Origin of the sequence: Marinobacter maritimus (assembly GCF_007671675.1) — a bacterium.
Lineage (GTDB): Bacteria > Pseudomonadota > Gammaproteobacteria > Pseudomonadales > Oleiphilaceae > Marinobacter > Marinobacter maritimus.
On sequence record NZ_VCGW01000001.1, the window covers coordinates 1,175,767 to 1,201,156 of the forward strand.

General features: G+C 50.9%; 29 protein-coding genes and 1 pseudogene. 13 read left to right on the forward strand and 17 right to left on the reverse strand.

Features of this window, described 5'->3' with window-relative positions; genetic code table 11:
- Positions 1-576 precede the first annotated feature (576 nt).
- Positions 577-729, forward strand: a pseudogene (locus tag FFI90_RS05350) (IS3 family transposase); the annotation flags it as partial.
- 74 nt (positions 730-803) lie between these two features.
- Here the strand turns inward: FFI90_RS05350 and FFI90_RS05355 are convergent.
- Positions 804-1,691 carry a LysR substrate-binding domain-containing protein gene (locus FFI90_RS05355; protein ID WP_144776853.1) on the reverse strand — a complete coding sequence of 296 codons (888 nt, stop codon included), beginning with the start codon at positions 1,689-1,691 and terminating at the stop codon, positions 804-806.
- Between the two features lie 186 nt (positions 1,692-1,877).
- On the opposite strand from FFI90_RS05355, the gene FFI90_RS20480 reads away from it, so the two are divergent.
- Both FFI90_RS20480 and FFI90_RS05365 read left to right on the forward strand, forming a co-directional pair.
- On the forward strand, positions 1,878-2,012 hold the full coding sequence (locus tag FFI90_RS20480; RefSeq protein ID WP_144777231.1) for a DUF1127 domain-containing protein: 135 nt from the start codon (positions 1,878-1,880) through the stop codon (positions 2,010-2,012).
- 13 nt (positions 2,013-2,025) lie between these two features.
- A complete protein-coding gene (locus FFI90_RS05365) occupies positions 2,026-2,901 on the forward strand; it encodes a PhzF family phenazine biosynthesis protein (RefSeq protein WP_144776854.1) in 876 nt (291 codons plus the stop codon).
- A gap of 84 nt (positions 2,902-2,985) precedes the next feature.
- Here FFI90_RS05365 and FFI90_RS05370 read toward each other — a convergent pair whose 3' ends face one another.
- Complete coding sequence (locus tag FFI90_RS05370) at positions 2,986-3,885, reverse strand: LysR family transcriptional regulator (RefSeq protein ID WP_222120479.1); 900 nt, start codon at positions 3,883-3,885, stop codon at positions 2,986-2,988.
- Between the two features lie 127 nt (positions 3,886-4,012).
- Here FFI90_RS05370 and FFI90_RS05375 point away from each other — a divergent pair, with 127 nt between their 5' ends.
- A complete protein-coding gene (locus FFI90_RS05375) occupies positions 4,013-4,696 on the forward strand; it encodes a pirin family protein (RefSeq protein WP_144776855.1) in 684 nt (227 codons plus the stop codon).
- Between the two features lie 65 nt (positions 4,697-4,761).
- Entirely contained in the window at positions 4,762-5,016 is a 255-nt protein-coding gene (locus FFI90_RS05380; RefSeq protein WP_144776856.1) for a putative antibiotic biosynthesis monooxygenase, read from the forward strand.
- Between the two features lie 9 nt (positions 5,017-5,025).
- On the opposite strand, the gene FFI90_RS05385 is transcribed toward FFI90_RS05380, so the two are convergent.
- Together FFI90_RS05385 and FFI90_RS05390 are read right to left on the reverse strand one after the other, a co-directional pair.
- The gene (locus FFI90_RS05385) at positions 5,026-5,229 is read right to left on the reverse strand and encodes an ester cyclase (protein ID WP_144776857.1); all 204 of its coding nucleotides are present in this window, start codon (positions 5,227-5,229) and stop codon (positions 5,026-5,028) included.
- Positions 5,230-5,249: 20 nt separating this feature from the next.
- The gene (locus FFI90_RS05390) at positions 5,250-5,504 is read right to left on the reverse strand and encodes a hypothetical protein (RefSeq protein ID WP_144776858.1); all 255 of its coding nucleotides are present in this window, start codon (positions 5,502-5,504) and stop codon (positions 5,250-5,252) included.
- 128 nt (positions 5,505-5,632) lie between these two features.
- Here FFI90_RS05390 and FFI90_RS05395 point away from each other — a divergent pair, with 128 nt between their 5' ends.
- On the forward strand, positions 5,633-6,097 hold the full coding sequence (locus tag FFI90_RS05395) for a MarR family winged helix-turn-helix transcriptional regulator (protein WP_246123353.1): 465 nt from the start codon (positions 5,633-5,635) through the stop codon (positions 6,095-6,097).
- Here the strand turns inward: FFI90_RS05395 and FFI90_RS05400 are convergent.
- The 5 genes from FFI90_RS05400 to FFI90_RS05420 all read right to left on the reverse strand — a co-directional run bounded on the left by FFI90_RS05400 (position 6,094) and on the right by FFI90_RS05420 (position 12,925).
- On the reverse strand, positions 6,094-6,513 hold the full coding sequence (locus tag FFI90_RS05400) for a hypothetical protein (protein ID WP_144776859.1): 420 nt from the start codon (positions 6,511-6,513) through the stop codon (positions 6,094-6,096). The genes FFI90_RS05395 and FFI90_RS05400 overlap by 4 nt on opposite strands.
- 33 nt (positions 6,514-6,546) lie before the next feature.
- Complete coding sequence (locus tag FFI90_RS05405) at positions 6,547-7,812, reverse strand: DUF1302 family protein (RefSeq protein WP_246123354.1); 1,266 nt, start codon at positions 7,810-7,812, stop codon at positions 6,547-6,549.
- A 1-nt stretch (position 7,813) separates the two neighbouring features.
- Complete coding sequence (locus FFI90_RS05410) at positions 7,814-10,966, reverse strand: outer membrane lipoprotein-sorting protein (protein WP_144776860.1); 3,153 nt, start codon at positions 10,964-10,966, stop codon at positions 7,814-7,816.
- Between the two features lie 91 nt (positions 10,967-11,057).
- Positions 11,058-11,888, reverse strand: coding sequence for an alpha/beta fold hydrolase (locus tag FFI90_RS05415; RefSeq protein WP_144776861.1), 831 nt, complete (start codon positions 11,886-11,888; stop codon positions 11,058-11,060).
- Positions 11,889-12,070: 182 nt separating this feature from the next.
- Entirely contained in the window at positions 12,071-12,925 is an 855-nt protein-coding gene (locus FFI90_RS05420) for an NmrA family NAD(P)-binding protein (protein WP_222120480.1), read from the reverse strand.
- Positions 12,926-12,995: 70 nt separating this feature from the next.
- Here FFI90_RS05420 and FFI90_RS05425 point away from each other — a divergent pair, with 70 nt between their 5' ends.
- On the forward strand, positions 12,996-13,592 hold the full coding sequence (locus FFI90_RS05425) for a TetR/AcrR family transcriptional regulator (RefSeq protein ID WP_144776863.1): 597 nt from the start codon (positions 12,996-12,998) through the stop codon (positions 13,590-13,592).
- 30 nt (positions 13,593-13,622) lie between these two features.
- Complete coding sequence (locus FFI90_RS05430) at positions 13,623-14,105, forward strand: anthrone oxygenase family protein (RefSeq protein WP_144776864.1); 483 nt, start codon at positions 13,623-13,625, stop codon at positions 14,103-14,105.
- 266 nt (positions 14,106-14,371) lie between these two features.
- Here FFI90_RS05430 and FFI90_RS05435 read toward each other — a convergent pair whose 3' ends face one another.
- Positions 14,372-14,839 (reverse strand): hypothetical protein, encoded by a 468-nt coding sequence (locus FFI90_RS05435; RefSeq protein ID WP_144776865.1) that lies wholly within the window; start codon positions 14,837-14,839, stop codon positions 14,372-14,374.
- A gap of 446 nt (positions 14,840-15,285) precedes the next feature.
- Here FFI90_RS05435 and FFI90_RS05440 point away from each other — a divergent pair, with 446 nt between their 5' ends.
- Positions 15,286-16,296: a hypothetical protein gene (locus tag FFI90_RS05440; protein WP_144776866.1), complete on the forward strand. Its 1,011-nt coding sequence runs from the start codon at positions 15,286-15,288 to the stop codon at positions 16,294-16,296.
- Between the two features lie 266 nt (positions 16,297-16,562).
- On the opposite strand, the gene FFI90_RS05445 is transcribed toward FFI90_RS05440, so the two are convergent.
- The 4 genes from FFI90_RS05445 to FFI90_RS05460 form a co-directional block, all read right to left on the reverse strand.
- Complete coding sequence (locus FFI90_RS05445; RefSeq protein ID WP_246123355.1) at positions 16,563-17,009, reverse strand: hypothetical protein; 447 nt, start codon at positions 17,007-17,009, stop codon at positions 16,563-16,565.
- A 323-nt stretch (positions 17,010-17,332) separates the two neighbouring features.
- Positions 17,333-17,752, reverse strand: coding sequence for a GFA family protein (locus FFI90_RS05450; RefSeq protein ID WP_144776868.1), 420 nt, complete (start codon positions 17,750-17,752; stop codon positions 17,333-17,335).
- A 68-nt stretch (positions 17,753-17,820) separates the two neighbouring features.
- On the reverse strand, positions 17,821-18,093 hold the full coding sequence (locus FFI90_RS05455) for an Rdx family protein (RefSeq protein WP_144776869.1): 273 nt from the start codon (positions 18,091-18,093) through the stop codon (positions 17,821-17,823).
- A gap of 52 nt (positions 18,094-18,145) precedes the next feature.
- Positions 18,146-19,018 carry a DMT family transporter gene (locus FFI90_RS05460; protein WP_144776870.1) on the reverse strand — a complete coding sequence of 291 codons (873 nt, stop codon included), beginning with the start codon at positions 19,016-19,018 and terminating at the stop codon, positions 18,146-18,148.
- A 119-nt stretch (positions 19,019-19,137) separates the two neighbouring features.
- Here FFI90_RS05460 and FFI90_RS05465 point away from each other — a divergent pair, with 119 nt between their 5' ends.
- The 4 genes from FFI90_RS05465 to FFI90_RS05480 all read left to right on the forward strand — a co-directional run bounded on the left by FFI90_RS05465 (position 19,138) and on the right by FFI90_RS05480 (position 23,178).
- Positions 19,138-20,043 carry a helix-turn-helix domain-containing protein gene (locus FFI90_RS05465; protein WP_144776871.1) on the forward strand — a complete coding sequence of 302 codons (906 nt, stop codon included), beginning with the start codon at positions 19,138-19,140 and terminating at the stop codon, positions 20,041-20,043.
- Between the two features lie 528 nt (positions 20,044-20,571).
- A complete protein-coding gene (locus tag FFI90_RS05470; protein ID WP_144776872.1) occupies positions 20,572-22,104 on the forward strand; it encodes a hypothetical protein in 1,533 nt (510 codons plus the stop codon).
- Between the two features lies 1 nt (position 22,105).
- Positions 22,106-22,750: a ribonuclease domain-containing protein gene (locus FFI90_RS05475; protein ID WP_144776873.1), complete on the forward strand. Its 645-nt coding sequence runs from the start codon at positions 22,106-22,108 to the stop codon at positions 22,748-22,750.
- Entirely contained in the window at positions 22,747-23,178 is a 432-nt protein-coding gene (locus FFI90_RS05480; protein ID WP_144776874.1) for a barstar family protein, read from the forward strand. Before FFI90_RS05475 ends, FFI90_RS05480 begins: the two co-directional genes overlap by 4 nt.
- Before the next feature lie 174 nt (positions 23,179-23,352).
- Here the strand turns inward: FFI90_RS05480 and FFI90_RS05485 are convergent, their stop codons facing one another.
- The 3 genes from FFI90_RS05485 to FFI90_RS05495 form a co-directional block, all read right to left on the reverse strand.
- Positions 23,353-23,913 (reverse strand): hypothetical protein, encoded by a 561-nt coding sequence (locus tag FFI90_RS05485; protein ID WP_144776875.1) that lies wholly within the window; start codon positions 23,911-23,913, stop codon positions 23,353-23,355.
- Positions 23,914-23,925: 12 nt separating this feature from the next.
- On the reverse strand, positions 23,926-24,621 hold the full coding sequence (locus tag FFI90_RS05490; RefSeq protein ID WP_144776876.1) for a YMGG-like glycine zipper-containing protein: 696 nt from the start codon (positions 24,619-24,621) through the stop codon (positions 23,926-23,928).
- A gap of 62 nt (positions 24,622-24,683) precedes the next feature.
- A complete protein-coding gene (locus FFI90_RS05495; protein WP_144776877.1) occupies positions 24,684-25,376 on the reverse strand; it encodes a hypothetical protein in 693 nt (230 codons plus the stop codon).
- Positions 25,377-25,390: the final 14 nt, after the last annotated feature.

Genomic DNA, 25,390 nt, shown 5'->3' on the forward strand with positions numbered 1-25,390 from the left:
GGCGTCCCCTACTAACAAGGCCTGTTGCTCGACTCCAGTCTTTCGGTTCCAGCGAGACTATTTCGAACTCCGAGTTGGACGACGAATTTAGCACTTTGTGTGGAAACCGGAATGAACCCCCTATTCTCGAATCTACTTTAAGTTTGTTTAGCACTTTTTGTGGATGTTGGTGGGTAAGATACTGATATTTCTTTGCAGACTTTAGTACTTTGTGTGGTCGTCTAACCAAACGACATTTCCACACAAAGTCCTCAATATGGCATCCCAAAAGGAATCGCTCCTCCATGATTGCTTCGTGCGCCCCAATGCGGCTATAAAAGAGAAATGAATACCAAGAGTAACTTCACATAAGGCTGGATCGATTATGAGTACCCCACTGGAAAGTACAGTTGATCTGCGTGCGAGGGTGTCGAAAAGCTTCGAACGTTAATAGGCCGCTTGGAACACGGGGTTATTACCTAAAGACTTTCGGCTCAACTGTTCTGATTCTGAGAGGCAAACCGCCTGCTTAGAATGGGAAACCCGGAATCAGAGCTGATCTCTAAAAGAACGGCGTGAACACAAAAGCAACAATCGATGGCCGTTTGGCAGCGCCAGGGGAAAGTCCCGGTGGTCTTACACTCCGATTGAGGCAGTCAATTTACCAGCGGCGACTACCAGCGATATCTCGGCAACAACCGCCTGGTGAATAGCATGAGTGCGGCCGGTCATTGTGGCGACAATGCTGCCTAGCACTTTCTTTAGTCTTCGAGAGCAAATATCATTTTCCGAGCACGGATGTTGGAGCACGCACTCGTAAAGCCTTACCCGGAACGTACTTCCCCGATAATCCACGAAACAAATGCACGAACTTTATCCGTGCGAAATTTTGCTTCTGGTGCAATCAGGTAATATTGGTATTCCGCCGGGACCGAAATGTCGATCGGGCACTGAAGCAAGCCGGCTTTAAGGAGATTGGCAACGAGGCTGTATCGCATCAAAGCAATACCTCTGCCGGCAAGCACTGCTTCTACAAGCGTCGTTCCCTCTGTAACTCGAAGGGTTATGGAGCTGTCAGGTATTTTGATACCGAGTTCTTCCTGAAACGCTATCCAAGAGCTTTGCATGTCGATCGATTCATCGATAAGCCAAGGAAGTCCTGCCAAACTGTCGGGCGTCACAGGCCTATTATCAACGAGCATGCTGTGACACACCGGCAGCAGTTTTTCTTCGAGCAACAGCCTAGATTCGAGCCCGGAGTAATCACCACTACCAAAACGGATCGCGAGATCGACACCATCACCCTGAAAACTGACCAACTGAAGGTTGGGTTGCAGACTTAGCTGGATCTCAGGGTGAGCTTTCTGAAACGAATCAATTCTGGGTACAAGCCACCGACTGGCAAAGGATGGCACAGTTGCCACCGTTAAACGTCCGGGATCAGAGTTTGGCGCAAACAGCGCTATGCCCCTTTCCAGCTCCTGAAAGCCCGTCTCCACATACCCTGAAAGCGCCCTGCCTTCATGCGTCAATTTCACTTCGCGGGTTAAACGAACAAAGAGCTTCAAACCCAGAAAATCTTCTAGGCCACGAATGTGGGTGCTGACGGCTGCCTGGGAAATGTTCAGGGCCTCAGCGGCCGACTTGAAGCTTAGTTCTCTCGCAGCGTATCGAAATGCCTGCAATGCCCTTAGCGGAGGTAGTTTTTGCATTGGCTCCATTCTGCTTACGGTTAATTTTTATTTAAGCATAGACGGTTTTTATCTGTTTGTTCCAGGTACCAGTCGTTGAAAGAATTCAAAGGACACAAACAATTAGAGGAACACCAAATGCCACTCAATGCTATAGGAGCTGGAGCTCCATCACGGGCGGACGCAGTTAAATTCAACGTAACCGCTATGCTTACAAAATGGCGAATGAACTACCGAGGCCGTAAACAGCTCGCCACCCTGCCAGATTTCGTGCTTAAGGATCTAGGAATTTCCAGGAGCCAGGTCGAACAGGAATACGCTAAGTCATTCTGGGAAAACTGAAGGAGCAACTACCATGAAAATTGAAGTCCCAATTGTAAGTGCTTTTGTTGACGGCGATTCAGGCGGAAATCCGGCGGGAGTTGTCCTGAACGCCGAGAGTTTCAGTGTTGAACAAAAACAGTGCATTGCAGCAGCAGTTGGTTTGTCAGAGACGGCGTTCGTATCTCCATCGGATTCAGCCGATATAAAACTCGAATTTTTTACGCCAACCCAGCAGATCGCTCACTGCGGTCACGCGACGATTGCCGCATTCAGTTACCTGCGTCAAAACGGTCTGTTAACAAGCGATCGTTCGTCGAAAGAAACGATTGACGGTTGCAGGTCAATCCATATGGAGAGCGACGCCGCGTTTATGGAGCAGATGGCGCCCCGCTCTGAGCCACTCAGCGATGTGGATCTACGATCAACGCTACTGGCCCTCGGGATAACTCAGTCTGATCTGATTGATGGCGCTGATCCAAAAATCGTAAACACGGGGAATAGTTTTCTTCTGGTCGGCATTCGCGATGTCGAGACAATTATGCGTCTTCAACCGGACTTCGGGTTGATCGAGAAAATCAGTGATGCTCTTGATCTGATCGGGTTCTACGTTTTTTCTTACGATGGCGTCGGGCATGGAAGAGACGCTGGGGCTCGAATGTTTGCACCTCGATATGGAATTCGGGAAGAGTCTGCAACCGGTATGGCTGCTGGCCCACTTGCCTGTTACCTCCACGATAATCTCGGCATCGACAAACAGGAATTCGCCATCGAGCAGGGACACTGGATGTCACCGCCCTCTCCCAGCGTTATTACTGTGCGGCTGGCGCTAGACGCCGACGGTAAGATCAAAAACCTCTACGCTGGCGGCCGAGGCGCGATCAAGGAGATAAAGGAAATCGTTTTCTAGCGGAGAACACGCGCGTAATGGCTCATGAAAATGTGGCGTATGAGGATGAGTATCTTTTGTAATAGGTGCTGAACTGTCAGGCTTTCATTGCGCAAGCCTCTCCTGAAAGATATCCAAAATAAAATCCAGAAACGCCCTTACCTTGGGGATTTTAACCCTGTGTGGCGTGTACAAGGCATGAACATCCACAGCATCCATGTGCCACTCGGGCAAAATATTGATCAGTCGCCCGGCTGACACTGCTTCGCCACACATATAGGTAGGAAAGACCGCCACACCTAAACCATCCAGCACGCCTTGTCTGACGATATTAAAATCATCCACTAACATACGCGGCTGGATCTCCAGTTGTTGGCGCTTGTTCCCCTTGCTCAACTTAAGCTGATGTCGCCTCTGACTATCAGTCATCATCAGGATATCGCAATCAAGCAACTGATCGACACGCTTGGGAAGGGCTTTGTCCTTAAAATAGTCGGGGCTGGCATAGAGTTTACGCTCCACCCTGCCCAGGCGCTTGGCGATTAACCGGGAATCATCCAACTGGCCGACCCTGATCAGCATATCAAAACCTTCTTCAATCAGATCGACCCGGCGATTAAGCAGGCTCAACTGCAGATTCAGCTCCGGATACTGATGCAGAAAACGTCCTAGCTCAGGTTTGAGAATTTCCTGTCCTATGCCGACGGAAGTACCGATGCGCAACGAACCTTTATATGAACTCATCAGTTCGAAGACAGACGCTTCGGCCAGATCCACTTGCTCCTGAATACGTTTGCAGTGCGCGAGGTAGCGTTTACCAGCCTCCGTCAGATGCTGGGAACGGGTGGTACGCTCCAGCAGCCGCACGCCCAATCTGTCTTCCAGCCGCGAAACCTTGCGACTGACATTGGCTTTGGGCATATCCAGCCGGTCAGCAGCAAGAGTAAAACTACCGGCTTCCACGACCGTCAGGAAAATCAACATATCATTAATATCCAGTGCCACCGATTTCCCCTCAACCTTTCCACACTGTTGTCATAATGGAGATAATCTTATCCAATTTTTACTATTTATCAAACAATGGGCGAGGCCTATGATTTCACCATAGCAATCAACAAGTGGAAAAAAACAGATGAAAATACTATCAAGAGACACCCTACCCCTGGGCGGCTTCGCGGGTTTAACCGAGCACAGACTGGTGACAGATTCGCGCGTATTTAACGGCCGAAAGCCCCCGCAAACCCGGGAAGGTTTAGGCAACTTTGTCTACCTGGCAGATGCCAGATACCAGCCTTTTGGTGAAACAGGCATGCACTCACATAAAGAACTGGATGTTATCTCTGTCATGGTTGAAGGTCGCATCGCCCATGAAGGTTCATTGGAGCACGGTCGAGATTTGCTGGCTGGCGAGGTTCAGGCTCAAAGGGCTGGCGGTGAAGGATTTGCCCATAATGAAATCAACCCCGACGATTTCCGCAGCCGTCTGCTGCAGATCTGGGTATTACCAGAGCAAGCGGGCCAGCCTGCCGGTTACAAGCACTACAGCCCTGCCGATGGTGAAACAACCCGCATCTATGGTGGCGACAAAGCTCAGGAACAGACCTTCGATAGCCAAACCAAAATAGATATCGTACGTCTGCAACCAGGGCACATCGCACAACTCGGCGGCGAGACCTTGGTATATGTTTACTCAGGTAGCGCCCAAGTCAGTGAAAAGCAACAAAGCACTGAGGTAAAAGATGGCGATCTGATTCGAGCTAACGACTTGCGGATTGAAGCCAAAGACCCTCTAAATATGCTGGTTATCCGAGCCTGATCACGAACGGTATCAGTGTTAGCAATAGCCGGGTGCCCCTTTTTTATCAACGAAAAAAGTATCTCATGATGAATACCAATACACCCAACCAACATCTGATGGCTTTGGTTACTTATATTGCTCTGGTGCCTCTGGTGTACTGGATCCCGGAGCTTATTGAACCTTTTTTACCGGCCAACAAGCTACTGCATGTCATAACTGCGGTGGGCATTATCGTACCGATTATTGCTTATGGCGTGGTGCCAACTTTTAGCACCTTGTATCACCGTTTGTTCCATAGGGCAGGATGCTGGCGGCAAAGTCGATCAAAATGTTCCTGAGGCACTCGGCTACGACATTTCTGCTACGACACCAAGCTGTTGGAAGAAGGTCAAATTATCAATGATCTCTCTATCTTCCAGAATTTTGCTGTCCTTAATTCGACTAATGACCATGCCCTGAACCTCTACAGACTTCCCAGTGGCGGGAATGCCCATAAAATCTTGCTTATGCGTGCCCTTAAATGTGAAGGCAACTAATTGTTCTGATTGCATGACTCTCTCCTTTCGTAGGTCTATCGCTTAGCGAATCTAATCTCGGCCACATCCACAACATGCCCGGAAACCTGGACATTCGTTATGTCGTGCCCTTCGAATTCCAGCGCCACTTCAATCTCACTTGGCCTTTCTGAGAAGCGTCCTTGATGAATCGTATCCTGGGTAAATAGGAGCATTTCCTGTTCACTTAGCGACTCGAAATCGTAAAAAATCGTTAGTCCATTGCCCTGGAACGTCTGGCGAGCAAACACATCTACCAGTCTGCATTTCATTGTCCAAATCCCATTTCAGCCAATATAAAGTGTATTTACACAAAGCGATTTAAAACTCACTCGATAGACATTGTGTTGGTAGAACGGTATGTTAGTGTATATACATCTTATATCAACAGGATTGAATCGTGACCAGCAAAATGACCAAAGATCATACCACGCCGAATGACATCGCCAAGACTTGTGCAGCACTCTATTCGAGGGTTTTCTCTCGTTTGGTAACACGCCATTACAACAACAAACTTGCAGTCACTGGTCTTCGAATCACACAGTTCTCGATATTAAATGCTATTAAGCTGTTCCCTCCGGAGTCCATTAACCAGCTCGCTGAACTTCTTGGCATGGAACGAACATCACTCCAGCGAACGGTTGAGAAGCTAATATCCAAAGAGCTGCTGAAAACAGAACCGACGGGGACTAAGCGATCTCTGGGCTTATCATTAACTGCCAAAGGTGAAGAGATTTACGAGCAAGCGCTGGAAAGATGGGAAGAAGCTCATGAGGAGTTCACGGATATGGTCGGATCCGAAAACTGGGCGGAAACCGCCCTGCAGCTCCGTGAGTACAGTGGCAAGATAAAATCGACGCTTTAAAGCGTCGACCTGGGCAGGGCTCCACTCCGCCCTGCCCTCATCAATGTGAAAATAGCGGTCACAAAAACCCACCCAAAGCCAATGACGCCCACATTAATTCCGAACAGTGTTTTTTCGCTTCCGTCAGGATGGATCATAGAGCCACCGTACTGTCCTTGAAGAAGGTAGGCCGCCAGGAAACCGCCAGTCACAAAAAGAGCAATTACACTGGCCGTGCCCCTTCCAGGGGCTTCTTTCCAGGTAAGCCATAGCGCCAGCAGACCAAACGACGAGTTGGTTATCAGCTGCCAGACTTCGTGAATGCGTGCGTGAGCAACCCATGCCGGGTTGAATACGTGGCTGTCGTTTATTTCCAGAACTGGGACTACGACGGCATAGAGCAGGATGCCCACGGTCAAAAGAATTTTGTCCAACATGTCTTATCCTCCAAAACAGCGTTTTATTGTGCGTTAAAAGCTCAAGGTGAAACCTGCAATTAGCCGGCTTTCCTTATGAAATCGCCCAAATGTTCCTTCGCGGTTACCCAGAAAAAGGTCAGCTCCGGTGCGTATAACCAGATTGGTTGATATCAAATATTCCGCCTCCAGTTGAATGAGCGAATCCCTGTTGTCGATGTCGTAAATACCCAGGGCCTCCAATACCAATGCGTTGTTCATTGCACTCCGTCTAATCAGTAGAGTGACCTGTTCTTTGGATCGCTCCTCACCGTCACCAGCAGAAAAACGATATTTCTGGAAAAACTGAGTACTGATAAACCAGTCACTGAAGCCACTGTAATCCAGCCCGATTACGTAAGACCCGACAGCCGTGTTCTGGATGTTTCCGGTTATTGGATCCAGGGAGCGCTTTTTAGTCTCAAGACCCAGCTCACTGCGAAAAGTTAGGTCTCCAAACGGCTTTGACGCAGTGCCGCCAAACAAGTGCGAGCGGTTGTATTCCGCCTGGATTTTTTGCTCAGCGGTATCAAACTGAATCAGTGGATCATCCACTGTGTGGTATAGAAAATTCAGCGATAGATCCCAGCCTTGCTGAAAGGTTGAGAGCTTTAACCCTAGATCGCTTTGGGCCAACGAGTCAGGTCGATCAACCTCCATACGCCCACGCCCTGCAAAGGGGTCCGGGATCAGGGAGTAAGTGGCGCCCGGCAGAGTGCTTTCGGTCACCGTGGCATCTGGAATCCAGACAACCTGGGCAGTCCAGTTCGCCAGTGGAATTTCCGTGAGCGCAGACCATAACGGGATACGGCGATGCTCAATATCCGGGAGTATAAACTCCCGGTAGCTCAGAGGATTGAGGACATCAAGCACCCGCAGGCCATCGGCCTGGCCCCAGACAATCTGCTGCTTACCGATCCGTAAAAACGCGTCACCGACATAGTGGTCAAGGTAAAACTCCCTAAGTTCCAGTTCAGCATGATCATCAGGGAAACCCTTTTTTGTCAGGCGGGCGCGAAATGGCTGCTCCGGCCGGCCTGGGTCAAGTTCATCTTTAGCATCAAAGCGCACTTCTCCCAACAATGTTAGCCGCGCTCCCGAGTTAAAGCGCGTTACCCACTCTGGCCGCCAGATTATTTCCTGTTTCTGCCAACCGGCCGCCTTTGGCGCATAAGCCAACTCTACCTCAAGCAAAGATGACAGCTGGTTGTCAGCCGCCCATCCAGGCATGGATACGAGGCCCGACATCACAGACAATGCCAACATTCGAAACAGCTTCATCTCAGTAGCCCCGCTTCAATGCGTTCTGATCAAACAGCCTGGGAGGAACCGCCGCGCCGTAGTCGGTCTTGTGGAACTGAATTCGGGTCTTGTGTCCGGTTTTTTTGTTGGTCGCTTCTATATCGGTAATAGCCCAAATACCATCGAATTTTTCGATGCTGCGCGCGCGTACCGTTTTCAGGAAATTACCGCTAACATCCCAGTATTCAGTGAGCCGTGGAATCCACAAGGAGGAATCAATACGAAGAACGACCTTGCCATAGCCAAGGGCCCGGCTGACCTCTTCGTTGATCGGTGTCGCCTCCACTTTCCAGGTATGTTGCCCATCCACCTCCTCCGTACCGAGCACCTCAAACCGGTAGTCCTCAGCAGCAATTTTGCTTTCCTTCTTTATTTCCTCGTAGGTAAAGTCGGTTCCCAGGAAGTAATCACCGCGATCAGATGCGGAGACTCGACGAACCTTCCTCAACGCCGGCAAATAAAGCCATTGGTCGTCTTCCCTGGTTTGATTCTCGTAATCCCAGGTAAGAAACGCTGTACCCGCAACGGTTGCTGGGTGCGTGTAGAAAATTGCGGTTTTCTTCGTATTGCCGAAGTAACGGCGAAACGCGCTAGTGCGTTCCTCACGAGAATTGCCACGGTGATCGGTCAGAGTAATCACCATATCCCTTTGGACAGCGACGCCTTCCGGACGGTTGTTCATCTGTTTGATAATGGTATCCGCCGCTGGCACGCCCTCACCTGCAACTGCGTTGCTGGTTAATGCGATTGCTGCCAATAACGCCAGCAGGATCATTCCGGTTTTCCAGAAACTCCCCGCCTGAGCGAGCAGAAATCCCGGCTTGAAGACGACAGTAATCGCAGGAAGAATGAGTAAGCTGGCAACAAACGCTACGGAAACAGACAGTGCCACTAGCATCCCGAAGTTAACCAAGGGAGGGACATGGCTCGTCATCAGAACGCCAAAACCGAGAGACACCGCGAGAAGATTGAACCAGAGTGCGCGGCCGGTAGAGGCGAACACGCTAGAGATTCGCTCCTTGGTAGTAAGGTCCCCCGCTTTGGACATGGCCTCCCGGAGTCGGTCAATGGTGTGGATTGCAAAATCAACACTCAGCCCTATCGCGATCGCGGCGAACATGGACGTTCCGACGCCAAGCCAAATACCCTTGACTCCCATAACTGCATAGATCACGAGGATTGACAGCCCCACGGGAATCGCTGCCATCAGCCCACCGACAAGCGAACGAAAAAGCAGAGCGGACATCAAAAATACAGCGAGAAAAGAGACAGCCACGCTCTTGAGGTGACTTTCTGCAATCCCATCAATCCAGTGATAGTCCACGTTAATCCGGCCACTGATGTGCGCTGTTGCTTCGCCCCCAAATCTCGTTGAGAGGTAGTGTTCCAGCTTGGGAATGAGTGATTGGCTGGCCTGGTAGGAGCCCGTTTTCAGACTTGCTCTTACCAACGCTGTCTTACGATGTGAATCAATGCGTTCCTCAAAGTCTGTCGGGTCGCCCGAAGCTGTGTACAGGAGGAAGAGTTGCGCAATTAGATTTTTGTTATCCGGTAAAACATAGAACTCGGGATCATCCTCATTAACGGCCCTGTTCATCTGTTTGATGTAGTCCGCAATAGACGTTGTTCCATGTACCTCGGGCTGTAATTCAAGAAACCGCTGAAGCTCTTCTATTTGCTCAAGTACGGCAGGCATATAAATGCCGTCCGAATCGGGGGTTTCGATCACTACATCGAGATGGTAGGTGCCATCCATCGCAGCGTTGATCGCTTTGTCGGCGACATAAATTGGTTCATGGTGTTGGAAGTTTTCTATTCTCTCCTCGTTAATCACTACGTTTGATGCCCCTAGTACCGCGAAACCGGCAATCAACAATCCTGAAAAAAGAACTTTTCCAGGGTGCCCTAACGAAAGCGAACTCAGTATCTTGGCAACCCGGCTGTCCGGGGAGAGGTTGTTTTGTCGCCGGAAAAGGCGGCTGGGCCTGGCCTTCACAAAGGACAACAATGAAGGCGTAACGAACAGCGTCAATACGCCTGCAATTAGTACGGCTATCGCTCCGAAAATACCGAAGTCTTGCAGCGGAGGCATGTCATTAGTCGGGTACAGAGCGAGAAATCCAGCAGCCGTGGTTAAGGTTGTTAGTGTTACCGGGCGCCACATACGCGCCATTGCTGTCGCAATTGCATCAGGCTGAGACATCGCTGGGCTACTGGCCAGGGTTTCGTAGTAGTCCGAAAAAATATGGATGGAATCGGCAACAGCAATCCCAATCATGCAGACGATCAGGCCATTGGTGATGACGTAGAAGTCAGCTCCGCTGGCCGCCATTGCTCCCAGAGTTCCGGCGACAGTACCTGCGACAATCAGGTTGGGAATGATCGCCGCGCGGGGTGTAAAGAACGCGATGATTAACACAATGGTTATGATGATGCCCGCCAGAGGATTCAGGCGCTTGGCATCGCGGTCGATATACTCGGACAAGTAACCTGATATGGCCCCCTCGCCCGCAACGTGAATCTGATCCAGCCCTTTTTCAGGAGCTCGTTCAATCAGCTGCAATACAGCCTGGTAGGTTGCTTCTGCCTGATCCTGATCCAGCAGCTCGGCCACTATCAGTGTCATGGATCCATCATCTGAAACCAAGGTCCCCCGATAGAGAGGGAAATTTTCGATGCTGTCTTTGATCCATCCGATATGTGCTCTATCGAGAGATCCATCCAAAAATTTACGGACTTCCATACCGACTGAATCTCCCTGGATGTTCGACTCGGTCGCGAGACTGGTAATGCCCTGAGGATCGATGTTTGGCACGGATATCAGCTGATCGCTCAACCATTGGACTAACCGCAGGCTTTGGTCATTGTAGATGCCAGAAGCTCCATTACTTTGCACCGCAATCACCAGTGGGTCTTTCAGATTAAAGATGTTCTCCACAACCTTTCGGTAGATCAACGCAGGCTCTGATTCGCTGATAAACCCATCTGCACTCGTGTTTTTTTTCAGGTTCCCAAGCTGACTGGCGAGACCACCAATAATGGCCAACGCTGTTATCAGTAATAACCAGCGGTACCGGATTAATCGCTTGAAAAACAAAAACTCAGCTGACCGATGTTCTTTACGCTCAGTCATAATCTTCCCCATAAGTGTATATGCACTTTAATATTTAAAAAAACGGACTTTCGCCACGCCACAATGATCCCAGCAGAATCTCAGACACCTTTCAGGCCGGAATCGACGAATGGATAAACCGCACTACCTCGTCAACCACGTCCGGGCACTGCAAAAGCCGACTGTGACCATAACCCCTGGTTTCGAATAATTGGCTGCGTGGCAAGGCACTATTCAAAGCCTGTGCCTCACCCACTGGTACTTCCTTATCCATTCCGTCGTGAATCAGCAATGTGGGCTGCTTGATCGATGGGGCAAGAGCAACAAGATCCAAACGGTCTACGTTCAATCCGACCGTTTTCTCCATGCCACCGATGAAAAGTCGTTTGCTCTTTTCACCAAGATTAACGAACCGGGCAAACCGCGTTAACACGCCTTCAATAGTCGCCGGCCCGGACACAAGAACCAGACGCTCAAAGCAATTTCTTGTACCACCAACATACACTAGCGCAGCAGCACCTAAGGAATGCCCAATTGCAACATCAAATGGCACGCCCACGTGATCATGTGCTGCCAGTACGGCTTCAATAAACCGTCCCGGATGAGATTTTTCGGCGTAAGAATCGCCATGTCCTAGCGGGTGAACGGCATAGATTGTGTACTCGCGCGGATCAACCTGCGCGATCAGATCTTTAAACTGCCCGACCCAACCGGACCAGCCGTGCATGAGCAACATTTTTTTTTGGCCGTTGCCGTGAATAGATAGCAAGGCGCCCCCGGGCAACGGCACGACCTCATCAAACAATGCACTGCTCGCCTGCCGCCGTTCTGTCTTGATCCGGGGACTGGTCATTAGCTGGACGGCTTTTAAAGCAGCGCCCGCTGGTGACAATCGGCTGTACACCCCAAAGTAAGCTCGGAACAAACCTAGTGACATATTCATCTGATACTCCCTCCAAATGTTTCCCAAAGTGTTTTCTGAGGCTAAAGCGATTCTTGACTCCTGATTTCGACCCATAAAGTGTATATGCACTTAGTCAAGAAGCACAAGAGGAATTTCGTGAACTTTACCTTCAAGAAGTGCCCGGTGAGTGACCTGACACATTCTAAAATGCAGGCCTGAGCCTACATGCTCCATGCGCCAGCTAGTGCTGCATCTTCCGCATACACTGCGAAATCTCTGGGCTGTCTACCCAATGCTCGTTGTACGCCATCACTGATATACGCATTCCGGCCATCCAGTACGGTTTCGAAGAGGTAATTGAGGAGCCAGACAATTTCCTCTGGAGCTCCTGAATCCCTGGCACCGGCCAGAAAATCCTGTTTCGGCACTGGAATGAAGGTGACTTCGCGGCCTATCGCTCGCGAGAGCTCTTGCGCGGTCTCTCGGAACGTCAACATTCTTGGCCCCGTTACTTCGTATACTTCGCCGTTGTGGTGATCTTCTGTGAGTGCCGCGACTGCAACGTCTGCAATATCGTCTACATCCACAAATGGCTCCGGAATGTCGGCGACCGGGAGCGTAATCGCCCCGTTCAGAACCATCTCACGAAACTCACCCTCGGAGAAATTCTGACTAAACCAGCTGGCCCGGACTACCGTCCATTCCAGACCTGACTCCTGAACAATTTGCTCACAACGTTGCGCCTCCTCCTCCCCGCGCCCGGAGAGAAGAACCAAACGCCTGACATTGGAGTTCACCGCATAGTTGACGAATTCCTGAATTGTTTCGGTCGCACCGGGAATAGCCAGATCTGGCGCGTAATTGATGTAGACCGATTCAACACCAGCAAGAGCTCCACCCCAGGTGCTGGAATCATTCCAGTCAAATGGCGATGTTACTGAATTTCTTGATGCGATCCGCACAGGAACAGCTCGATCTCTGAGGCGCTCTGCGACCCGACGACCTGTTTTTCCAGTCCCACCAAGTACGAGAATTGTTCCTGATGTTGACGTTGAATTACTAACTTGAGTTTTCATAACCATCCCCTTAGATTGCTTTACAGAGTGTCAATTGACACGATGTAAAGCTTGCGGTAAGGTTTACATCATGTCAAGAGAAACTAATGAAACTCGCAAAAAGATCCTGCAGGCAACTGTCGACTCACTTGGAAAAACTGGAGGTGAAGGTGTGCGAATGGGTGATATTGCAAAAACCGCCGGCGTTTCTCGCCAGGCTGTTTACCTCCATTTTGCATCACGTACCGAACTCCTGGTTTCCGCGACCCGGTTTCTGGACGAAGAGCTAGATCTTGAAGAACGCCTGGGATTTGTCCGGGCGGCCGAATCGGCACGAGAAAGACTGATTCGCTACGTTCATTTCTGGGGTGATTACATTCCAGGCATCTATGGAGTAGCCAAAGCGCTTATAATTGCCCAAAGCTCAGATGAGGCTGCCAACGTAGCCTGGGATGATCGAATGTCCGCACTGAAATCGGGCTGCGAAGCTGTCGTTAAAGCATTGGCCGCAGAGCAGGCTTTGAAACCCGAATGGACTAAGGAATCGGCAACGGATGCTTTCTGGGCAATGCTGCTGGTGCCGGTCTGGGAGAATCTGACCTTAAAGTGTGGCTGGACCACAGAGCAGTACAAGGATCGTGTTACGTTGATGGTGTTGAACAGCTTTGTGAAAGAAACGCCGCCGTAGGGAGTCTATTGCTGCAGGGGATGTCAGAAAATGGCCAATTCTTTATTAAATGTGCTTGTGACTCTGGGGGCAGTCCTGTCTTTTGTTATGACAGGGATTTACTTCGCATTTTCTAATTTCATAATGCGCTCACTGAATGCTGTCGGCTATCAGGAAGCGATCTCCGCAATGAACTCCATAAACAGGGAAATAGTTCGACCGGGCTTCATGCTCTTGTTTTTTGGCTCCTCGTTTACCGCCCTCCTGGTCTTGACCTTGATCCTCTTTTTCGACAGTGCTCCTTTCTCTGGAGTGCTCATCATCGGATCACTGCTCTATTTGATTGGCATGTTTGGCTGTACCGCAGTATTTAATGTCCCCTTGAATAACCGATTAATGGCGGCTGTTGGTTCAGGCAAAGATCTTGAGCGCGAATGGTCGTACTACCTGAAAAAATGGACTCGCTGGAATCATATAAGAACAATCTGTTGTGCTATGTCTGGTTTGCTTTATTTATGCAGCTACCTACTGTAAACATCCCCTAGAATCGTTCCACTCGAAACTGGAAAATCCGGCATGATAGAGTCCTGAGCCAGAGACAAATGCCGATATCAAGGCGCTGTAAAAGGTCCGCTTTGTGGTCAAAATGGTCAGTGGAGGCACCGTAAGAAAGGTCGCAAAGCGGACATTCGGATTGGATCGTTCGAGTCGGATGAAATGGCCTCCGTTTGAGGCAGGGGTGTATCATGCGTAGCCAAGGAAGTCGACATGATTGGGATGCGGCACTTTTCACGGCTATACTAAAAATCTGATTTCGCTTCGTTCAGACGACGATCCTCCTTCTTTTCATCCTGCGCCGCTTTTTTTGCGGCATATCTATCGCTGATGATCCTAATCGAAAAACCGTGGTCTTGAGTGCCTTCACGTTCTTCTTGAATGCTAACGGTCGCGCCTCCACGTGATGCAGTAAACTCCTTTCCTGAATCACTTTCATCAAATTGACCAAAAACCTCCGAGTAGATATCGGTGAGTTCTTTAGCGGAAGATACATACTCGCCTCCCAAACTTGCTACTACTGAGTCTTTAGCAAACACATATGCTACAAGCATATACAAGCCTTGGAAGCCGGGAAGCGCTTCTTTATCGTTGACTTCGACGCAGCTAGCCACCCAACCTCCGATACCACCGTATGTCCAATCAGTTCCGATTGCAGCGGAGCAGGGAAATTTTGAATCGGGCAAACGTTCCTTAAATATATTCAGGTCCATCTGTAACAAAAGCAACCTGTATCGCATCCATACCAAATTTTAGCCTTTTGAATCTCATTTCTTCTTGTGCATGTAGTGGTCAGCTAATCCCAGACAGTAGTTTAAGCTTTTCCTATGCTGCAACGCGCGGAATGCCATCGTTGAGCGTGTGAGGTAGCTGCCGGTTGTAATGGTCCCTCAGATAGCCACCAACATCTTTTTTTGCCTATGGCAGACTGTGATATTCGAAGGCCGGTATCCATTGGAAACCTGCATCTTTACAGGTGTCTCGCCAATGTCCGCTTTTGTTTAGGTGTCGCGTGGGATGCGGGATAGTCGCAAAGCCGACATTCAGGTTGAACCATCGAGGCCTTCAAACGGGCCTCCGTTTGAGGCTTGGGGGTGTCATACTCTGCGGGGGAAGTCCATGAGTGCCTGTTTCATGGCCAGCAAAAATGGAGAAAATCATGAAAGAATGGGCTAGTCTCGCCCGGTCGCTCTACCGTTCCGCCTTGGTGAATCTTCGGATCATCTATTTATTTTTCTTCCACCCTAGAGTATTTGCTGCGCGTATCATGAAATGCCCATCGATTACCGATGGCATAAAGTTTGTACTGGTGATCGTCGTTTTAACGTTCGTTCTGGAGGCAACCTCTCAGCGGCTATTTAGCCATGCGGGCTTCGACTCTTTCGGTGCTTTCGTGTTATGTGATTTTCAGGACTTTAGGAGTTTCAAGCGCAGCCCTGAAATCCAGCAATGGCTGAAAGACAGAAGATCTATGACAAAAGGGGATCAGATCCCTGCGCCTGAATATATGGGAATGAAATTCGTGGGACCTGGGCTTCAAGTAGCTACTGGTGACCCTGAGACTGATCGACAGAACGCGAGAGTGCTTGAGTTCGGACTTTCAACAAAAATCGCCTTCCCGCAATACTGCCTGCTTGATGCGGACATCCCACAGCTCGCTTTTGTTAAATTTGGATTCGCCTCAATCCTCTTTGACAACGTCATCAGAGAGGATATACATAATGAACCCGTGGCAGTAATTTTCCTCCTCACCATATCCGCGCTCTTCTCGATCAGCGTCTGGTATGTGCTATTGAGGCTGGGAGCTATTGTTAATGTTCGGAGCATTTTCCTTGCATCGGTATATTCAGTAGCGATTTGGCATGGGCTTGTCTACGTGCGCCAAGCTCTTCTCGGGATTTATTACTCTTTCGATGAAAACTTATCACTACACTTTGACCTGATGAACTATTTCCTCGGATTAATGGTATTTGTTTTTGCCTCAGCACTACTCGTCCTTGGTTATTTATTTGCCTATATAAAAATTATCTCTCGATCCAGCTCCTGGAAGGTGGCCACCGGAATCCTAGTTGGGGCAGGTGCATCTTGCCTACTCGTTCCGCTTGCGATGGTGCCGATTCTGTATCTGGTTTTTAACTTCGGTTACTGGATCGGTCTTTTAGTGGGCTGACTGGACCTGTTGAAGTAAGGTAAATGGCGGTCAGCAGTCGACACTGGTAATAAAACCACAACATGGCCGGAGATTGACACCACAAATTGGCCGCTCGGGTGGTCAATTCGATCGTTTCTGAATGTCCACTTTTGTTTAGCTGAGGTACGTGAGTAGCCTTGGTCGCAAAGCGGACATTCAGATGTTGCGATAACGCCGCTCAACACACGCGGCTACGGAATGGAGGCGAGGCCGCAATGTAGTAGCCGTCGCCGTGCATGGCCTGGTTATACAGACTTTGCCACCAACATCTCAGTGGCGCCTTTTTGAAAACGGTAGCTCACAGCCTGCAGCGAAACTTCAATACCGCCTGCGGATAGTGCCGTCACGACCGAATCCAAATGCTTCGAAGCCGTTCCATCCAGAGAGATAACCGGGAAGACGCGAACCTCGGAGGCAACTCTGCACAGCTCCCACATTGATTCCAAGTGAGCCACTTCGTTTACGTGGTCACTGTAGAGAAAAAGGTAGTGGGAGCAGAGAGCCAGATGGAAACCAGAGTCCGGGAATGGCAGCGAAGGTAATGATGCTGGTACATACCGCCCTTGGTGGCGACCGGTATCAAAGTCAGAAAGAAACTCAGACATGGCTTTCATCCGAACCTTGCCAAGCTCTTCAACGCTGCCCAGTGAGTCCCAGATATAGTTGTCTGCCGCCTGTTTCATCTTCGTCATGATGTCCGGATACACCTCATCAATCCGGCGACGTATCTCCTTCGTCTCGAACTGATATACTGGATCACAAGATGTGATTTGGCTCCCCCGTTTTGTTCCTTCCGCGTTGAAGCTCGCTGGGCCATCACCACAACCAAGAATTCGCTTTTTCAGATCATCTTCCGATAATCCGAACATTGCTTGGTATTCTGCGAAAGATCGCCCCCATGGGACCACGTTTGCTAACTCCAATTCTGACTCTCCCTAGTCGGTATGACACCGGCAATAAACGGCGCCCTGACATGGGCGTCCGGTGTAGGCCGTAGGCCGTAGGCCGGAACGAACTACAACAACTTGTTAAGTGATTCCAGGCTGTCCGGTCCACCGTCCAGTCGAACACACTCAGCAGACTCTAGCTCCCAAGGGGCAGCGGACTTTGTATAGAGGTGAACAGAAACCCGTGATGCAACCGCTTCATCAAGCAAACCAGCAGGAATCCAAACCATTCCGCTGTCTCTCAGGCTATTGGGAACCGGACTCCCGCACTCTGAACAAAAGTCGCTTCGGAAACCGCTGGGCTTTTTGTAAGACTTGATACCACTTTCACCTGACACCCAACGAAAGGCGGTGCCCTGTACAAAAGTCGCGGCGTTAGCTGCCGCTCCCGTAACTTTTCGACACAACGAGCAGTGGCATTGATAGAAATTTCGAATCTCCTCTTCAATTTCGAACTTCACGTTTCCGCAGAGACATTCACCTTTCATCGATCACTCCTTCTGAGGGCGTCAGGCCCGTAACAGGAGAACCCGGGCCGACTCATTGATCCCGGGCTTCAACGATCCACGTGTCCGAGCGAGCGTTCAGGGTCGATTTCGTCCCGCACCAATTGCTTGAGCACCTTGATCTCCGGAAATCCCCCTTGCTCCTTGCGGGACCAGATCCGCTTTTCATTAACCCACACCTCAAAAATTCCACCGCTTCCCGGATGCAATGCCAGCGAATCCAGCTCGCCTTCGAAGGTGGCCAGCAGTTCCTGTGCCATCCAGGCCGAACGAAGCAGCCAGCGGCACCCTGTGCAGTAATGAATATCAACTTTGTTTGTCATTGGGCTCGCCCATTAATTCCCGAGTGTATTCGTCCGCAGTATACGGCAGACGCTAGGTCTTCTGACCGGGTCGACGAAACAACACGTAGTTTCCCAGTATGGCCAGCATCGCTCCCGCCACCGCCGTAATAGTCCACTCGAAGCCCTCCAGCCAGGTGGACACACTCAAGGCCACGATCGGGAACAGCACCGTTGCATAGCCCGCCTTGTCAGCGCCCAGGATCTGGATCACAGTTATGTAGGAATAGAAGGCGATGATGGACCCGGGGACTGCAAGGAACACGGTTGCACCCCAGAAGGTGGCTGTCGTGGGCACCACCCACTCCACTCCCTGAATCAGGCACCAGACACCCAGGATCAAGGCACCGTAGACCATGCCCCAGGCGTTGGCGACCAACAGGGGAATCTCTGCCAGTCGCACCTTTATGCTCACCAGGTTCCCCATGGAAAACCAGAAAGTACCCGCAGCGGCAAACAGTATGCTGGCGCCGGTTGCGTTACCCAACTGCAGGTCATGCCAGAACAACAACGCGACGCCGCTTATACCCAGTGCCACGGCCGGGTACTGTCGGGCGGCGGGCTTCAGCCTTAGCCACAACCAACCATTAACCGCGTTGAACAGCGCCACCAGCGAGAACACCACCGCGAGAAGGCCACTGGTCATCGACTCCGCAGCGCGATAGATCAGCAGAAAATTCACGCTGTACATGGTAAGCCCCTGAAGCACCAGCCAACTGTGCTGCTTCAGGCTCAGCTTCTGCAGGCGTCGCAGCAACGCAAGCACCGCCAGGGTCACAACAGAGGCCATGAGAAAACGGTAGAACACCGAAATATCAACCGGCGCCGACTCTACCTGCAAGCGAATAGCTGTCCAGGTCAGGCCCCAGATCAGCACCGTGAGAGCATAATGAGCAGAAACAGGCATGGCAGGTATTCCAGAAAAAAGTTGCACGTAACCAAACGACAAGGACAGAGTAAGGGGATGGAGAGGGCAAGACTTGTCACATCCTGCGCAACCATGGATGATTCTTGCGGAGGCCCGCTATGGATACCGACCCGATACCCACAAACACTTCACCGACGAAGCGCCACGATATCGTGGACACGCTCAAAGCCGCCGGCGTGGCGCCACAGAAACTGATGGAACTGGATAAGGGGCGGGCGCTCGCACAGTGGCAGAATCGCAAAGGAGAAGTGCGTTATGAGCGGCCAAACCATCACGCCCTGAGCATCTACATCAACGAGGGTGCCAAAACCAGACGGATGGTCAATGGGCAGGCCGTGAGCCAGGGGTTCCCCGGTGCCGTTTGTCTTTTTCCGGCAGGCAGCCACTCCACCTGGAAGATCGGCGGTCAGTTCGAATTCTTCCATTTCTACTTTAATGACCTCGACATAACCCAATGCGCTGAGCAAACCTGGGATTGCGAACCACACAACGTCGAGCTTGCCGAGCTCTACCATGCTGAAGACCCGGTACTGGCCCAGGCTGGGAAGTTGCTGGCGCTGAGCGATTGGCAGGCCCCTGGCCAAGCCATGGCAATGGACCATCTGGCGCAGTGGCTGTTGTTGCAGGTGCTCAGCCGCCACTCCACGGTGCAAAAGACACCACCCGCTGTCACCGGCCAGCTCTCCATGCGTTATCGCAGGTTGTTACAGGCCCGCATCCATCAGCAGCTGGACCAGCAGCTCACCCTCGCGGAGATGGCAGGCTGGGTAAACCTCAGCCCCTATCACTTCGCTCGCCTGTTCCGTGCCACCTTCGGCTGTGCGCCCTATCAATACGTCCAGGAACAGCGGCTGACCCGGGCCCGTGACCTGCTACGCAGGCCCGGGCATAAAATCATCGCCGTCGCCCTGGCCTGCGGCTTCAATAATTCCAGCCAGTTCAGCCGGACGTTCAAGGCCCGGTTTGGGGTAACGCCGTCCGCCTATCGCGGCTTTGTCGAATAACTGGATGGACCGATTATCCACGAACAGTCTTGCTGGCCGCACCAGGCCTGACCACAGAACCGTCCCCTAGCCCGGATTTCTCATAGTACCTCGGCGAACTTCGCAAATGGCTACCAGTAACGCCAAGATCCCTTTTGTAAACATCCCTGTTTTAGTTGCACCTCTATTAGAGCCCTCCGCTGACGGTCGCAAAGCGAACATTCGGATCGACCACAAAGCGGACCTCGTGAGCGTTTGTGATGACATGCACATAGGTTCTTCCGGCGCAATAATAATGAAACTACATCGTTAAACCCTATGAACTGAATAACGGTCCGTTCTGCTGCGCTACGTACCTGTTTCAATTTAGCCCGCAGGCAAGTCCCCTGAACATGATTAAAAAGCGCAAAAACAGGGCAGGTTGGGACATCCGTACAACTTGACCATTCTTCAACTACTCAATACACCAAACGTTTATTCTAATGTGCAACCGTCATTTTGTTGTGGTAAAGAGATGTAGTGAAGACTAAATGTGTAAGGACTGTCGCCATGCGCTTCAATAGTTCCCGTGCCCCGCTTGCCTGTGCTTTCACATCAATTCTCCTGCTGCCCTCTGTTTCACAGGGGAGCAACGACGCTTTTGCCGGCCAGTGGCAGGCCGCCATCCTCGGCAAGAGCGGCACCAACAAGTACAACCTGCAGATTGACATCAGCGAAAGCAATGGCAAGCTCACCGGCACCACCCGGTATCTTGATCTGGGTTGCGGTGGCACTCTCACAGCCGTTCAGAGCAGCAGCGAGCAGGTGACCTTCAGGGAAACCCTGACCCGGGGCAAAAGCAAATGTGTGCAGGGTGCCGGTATCCGGCTGGTCCGCAAACAGGGTGGGCTGACTTATGAGTGGCTCTATCCCAATGGTAAAACCGGTTTACAGGCTACATTGGTGCCCGGCAACGGTGGCGCCGGATCGGCAGCGTCTTATGTGGCAGCCCCTGCCGCTAGTAGCAAGAGCACTACTACTGCAACTGCAGCCAGCGGGAATTCTGCGGCTTCGGGTGCATCAGCAAATGCCACTATCAGTGATGCAGAGCTGGCTTTCACCGCTATAGACGATATGGCCGCTCACCCGGAGGATCCGCAAAACCCCCTGGGTCTGGTAGGCGCTACAGACGAGGAAGTTTCCAGCCTGCCGCTGGAAGAAGCCGCCGAACTGATCCAGTTTGCCCTGCCTCATGCCGAAGCGAATCTGCAGGAGCCCCGTTACCTGTTTGCCTTGGGGCGACTGGCATTGTTACAGGGGGATGAGGAATTTGCTGAAGAGTTGTTAACCAAAGCGGCCAACGCCGGTTCCGCGGCTGCAGAAGCTTACCTGGCGCACATTACTAATGACCTGCAACAGGCAACTACACACCTGCGTAACGCCATCAAAGGTGGCTTCACACCGGCCCGGGCCTGGCTGGCAAAGGTAGGAAATGCCGCGAAAGCCAATGCCATGGCTCAATCCGTTCCGACGCCGGGTTATGGCTCCGGCTATAACACGAATTATCAGTATCAACAGCAGCAGTATCAGACCCCGCCGGTAAAATTCGATCCGTCTGTTTATAACCGTCCGGACCTAATCAATGCGTTTTATGAAGGCGATGTCTCTGGCCTGGGTAACGATTATCTGGCAAACCTGACTTACGTGTCTGCCATGCATAACTTTTTCAACGAAACGACCAGCCTGCTGTTTCTGGTGAACGATAAAAACATCATTACCGAAATTGACCCCAGCCTTTCCCATCAGATTGCCCGCAAAATCACAACGACGGATAAAGGCATGAATGAAGCTATTGGTGTCGGAATGGAGTCTTTTTTTGGCCCCCTCATCGCCATTGGGCAAACCCGAAAGCGGGGCGGCAGCCTGAAGGAAGAAATGCACGCCATTAACCAGGCCATTATGGACAGCCCCCACGTGCGCCTCGAACTGGTCCGGGAAAAAGCCCTGCAGGATGCTAAGCGCCTGGCGCTTACCTATGATCAAGATCCACAGGTTTTTCGCCGGGTCTACAGCGGCATGAAAAAGTTCGTCCGGGAGAGCTGATATGCGCCTGGTGCTCTACACGCTGGTTGCCAGTCTGCTGTGGTTTTATACACCCACTGGTGTGGATTTTGTTTTTCAGGATTACTCGGCCCATGCCGCGGTAAAACGGCCACCGCCACCTCCGCCCAAGCCGAAGCCTAAAATCAAACGGACCGAACCCAAGGCTATAAGCAACCTCAGGCCCACCGCCAAGCGGAACCCGCTGAAAAACGAGGCCGTTAATAACAGGAGCCTGAAACCCAATTTCAGGCTCCCTAAAGGAAAGAAAGTTAACCTGAATCCCAGTTCCCTGAAGTCTTTCAAAGCCACGAAAGATGTCAGGAGCAGGTTACTGAACAAGTACGGCACCAAACCCAAAGCGAAGATCCCACGAAAAGCCTACAATGTATTAAATCAGATCAAAACGCGCAATGGAGCGCCACCCAACGGCTATAAAGGTCAGGGAAAATTTAAAAACGACAGCAGAGGCGGCGGACAAATACTACCAAGAGCAGGACCCAACGGAAAAAAAATTACTTACAAAGAATATGATGTGAATAAGTTCGTAAAAGGTCGCAACAGAGGCGCTGAGCGAATCGTTGTTGGCAGTAACGGGCGCGCTTACTACACTAACAACCATTACAAAACCTTCACGGAAATGAAATGATAGCTTCATCTTTGCTACAAACGCCCACCCCTCCCTGGATTATCCGCTCAGATCAATCCCTGCAAAATCTGTTGGATCAAATCAGGCATAATGTCAGCAATGCACACATTGTGGTGCTGGATGGCAGCAATATGATCAACTACAAAGGCCTGTATCGTGAATTTTCCGAAAAACTCGAATTTCCTGATTACTTCGGCCATAACCTGAACGCCTGGGTTGAATGCCTTACCGATCTGGACTGGCTCGACAAACACAACTATGTATTGATTATTACCGACAGCGGTCAGCTACTGTCTGAAAAACCGGATGAAAAAGACGCCCTTCTAGATGATCTGATGGAGGTATGTGAAGAGTGGAGCAAGCCGGTAAACCTTGGTGAAAGCTGGGACCGGGATGCCGTACCCTTCCATGTCATTCTGCTTGCCTGACCCCCAGGGTGAACAGCCTATTAAAGTCTGCCCCAACCTGTGTGATTCCGAAAAAACATTACTGAGATTCCGGCGCAGACATCGCCTTGAACTGATTCAGCAATCTGAACTGGAAAATCTCCAGCCGGTGGTTTGGCTGGATGTGTCAGGCGTTTTTTGAAGCTTGAAATGGCGTTACTGGTTTTCCGTAGCGTACTTGGCACGCACCAGCAGAATCCGGTCGATGGCGTTTTCCAGAGCAACGACTTCGTTTTCCAGCTTTTCGATTTCAATCTCGTAACGCATCAGCTCTTCTCTGGCTTCGCGATCACTATTGAGGGTTGCCAGGCGGGCGTTTAAATCCGCTTCTTTCTGTTTCAGATCTTTGGCTTTGTTAATGGCCGCTGTCAGCTCCGCTTTCTTGGTTTCAATCTGCCGGTTGTATTCATCCAGCTTTTTCTGGGCGATCCGGGTTTTGACTTGCTGCTGGCTTGCCTGGGTATCCAGCCGGTTCAGTTCCCGTTGTTTCCTCCACAAACGCTGGTCCAGCTGGTGGGCTTTTTGCCGCAGGTTTTCCAGTTCCTGCTGGCGCGCTTCCAGGTGTTGATTCAACCGCGAATCGTCCGACACCTGCATGCCAATAATATCGCCCCAAGATACTTTGGTGGGGTCGGTCTCGTTGGTGGTGGCGCAGCCTGCCAGGCCAGCCAGCAGGCTGACCATGGCGGCCTGCTTCAGTTTGGTTTTAAATCGCATGTGATTCTCTCGTTAGCTCGAAGTAATCGCCATCAGGGTTTCTTTCTGGGCCATCAGCTGGGGCTGAATACCGTTAAGCGTATTTAACGATCCCACCAGTTCATCGCGACGTTGCAGCAGGTTTTTATGGATGTTGGCCAAGTCAGGATCGTTGGGCATTGTTTTCAGGTGGCCTTCCACTTCGGTGATTTGCTGTTCTAACAAACGCATCTGCACCTGGGTTTCGGTGCTTAGTTCTTCGTTAACCGCCAGGTTTTTATTCAGGTCATCCAGCATGATTTTGGCACGCTTGATATTCGCCTGTTGCTGGGTGTTCTGGCGGGTCATTTGTGCGATCTGCTGGGAACGATAACTCATTTGTTTTTGAATACTGGCGGTTTGCCGTCCGATGTGTTTGATTTTTTGATCGGTTTCGGCAATGTCCGATTCAATGCGATTGTGCTTTTCTGCGTACTGGCTGCGCCATTCACCCACCTGGTAACCGGCTGCTCCGCCCAATGCGCCACCCACCACAGCACCAATGGCGCCTTTTTCAAGGCGGTCACGATCATCATCACCGGACACGGCGCCCACTACGCCACCGATCACGGCGCCCCAAGTGGCACCTTTTTTAGTGTCTGCGTCATCGAATGCGTTAGAGGAACATCCGGACAGAGCTACTGCCACGGCAAAGATAACGCCTGTTTTAGATATTTTGAGCGTTTTCATAGTGCACCCCTTTCTTCCAGTGTTTGCGCTTGCCTACCCTTGCTTGCGCTGTATCTATCAACCTACAAACGATCATCAATCATATTTTTAAAGTATTCTTTCGGCGCCATGATGGGAGGCACCGAATTAATGGTTTCCATGCCCATGATGAGCATGTCTGCCGCTGTTTGCTTTTGCTCGCTCTGCAGAGTGGTGATGGTGTTCGTTAGCTCCTGTTCCACCAGCACGCCGTCGTTCATGTTATGTGTGTACAGGGATTCCAGGGTATCGGCCATGCGATCCCGCAGATCCACCAGTTCTTTCTTTTTGTGATTCAAAATCACTTCAATGGCATTGATGGAAACACTGCTCCCGGTTTTTTGAGCTTCAATCAGGCTGATAGTGTTCATTTCGATTTCCTGACTGGTGAGATGATACAGGGTCGACAGCTTGATATAGTTTTTGATATCGAGTTCCAGTTCCTCCGGATTGACGGGTGTTGCTTCCGGGGTTGATTCGGTTGTTACCTCGGCAACCACGCCTTCATCAACCGGGGTTTGTGATTGCACATAGGCGTAACCACCGCCGCCCAAGGCACCAATCAACGACACCACTATAGCCACTGCCGTCAGGGGACTGGTTTTTTTAGCCGGCCCTGGTTTGGTTTTTGACGGCTCTGGTTCGGCCGGTTGCTCCTGAGTATCCTGTTCCTTGCCCGGTTCCGGTTGTTGCTTTTTCTCCGGAGCGGACCGGTTTGGATTGTTAATGATTGGCATAGTGTCAACGAATC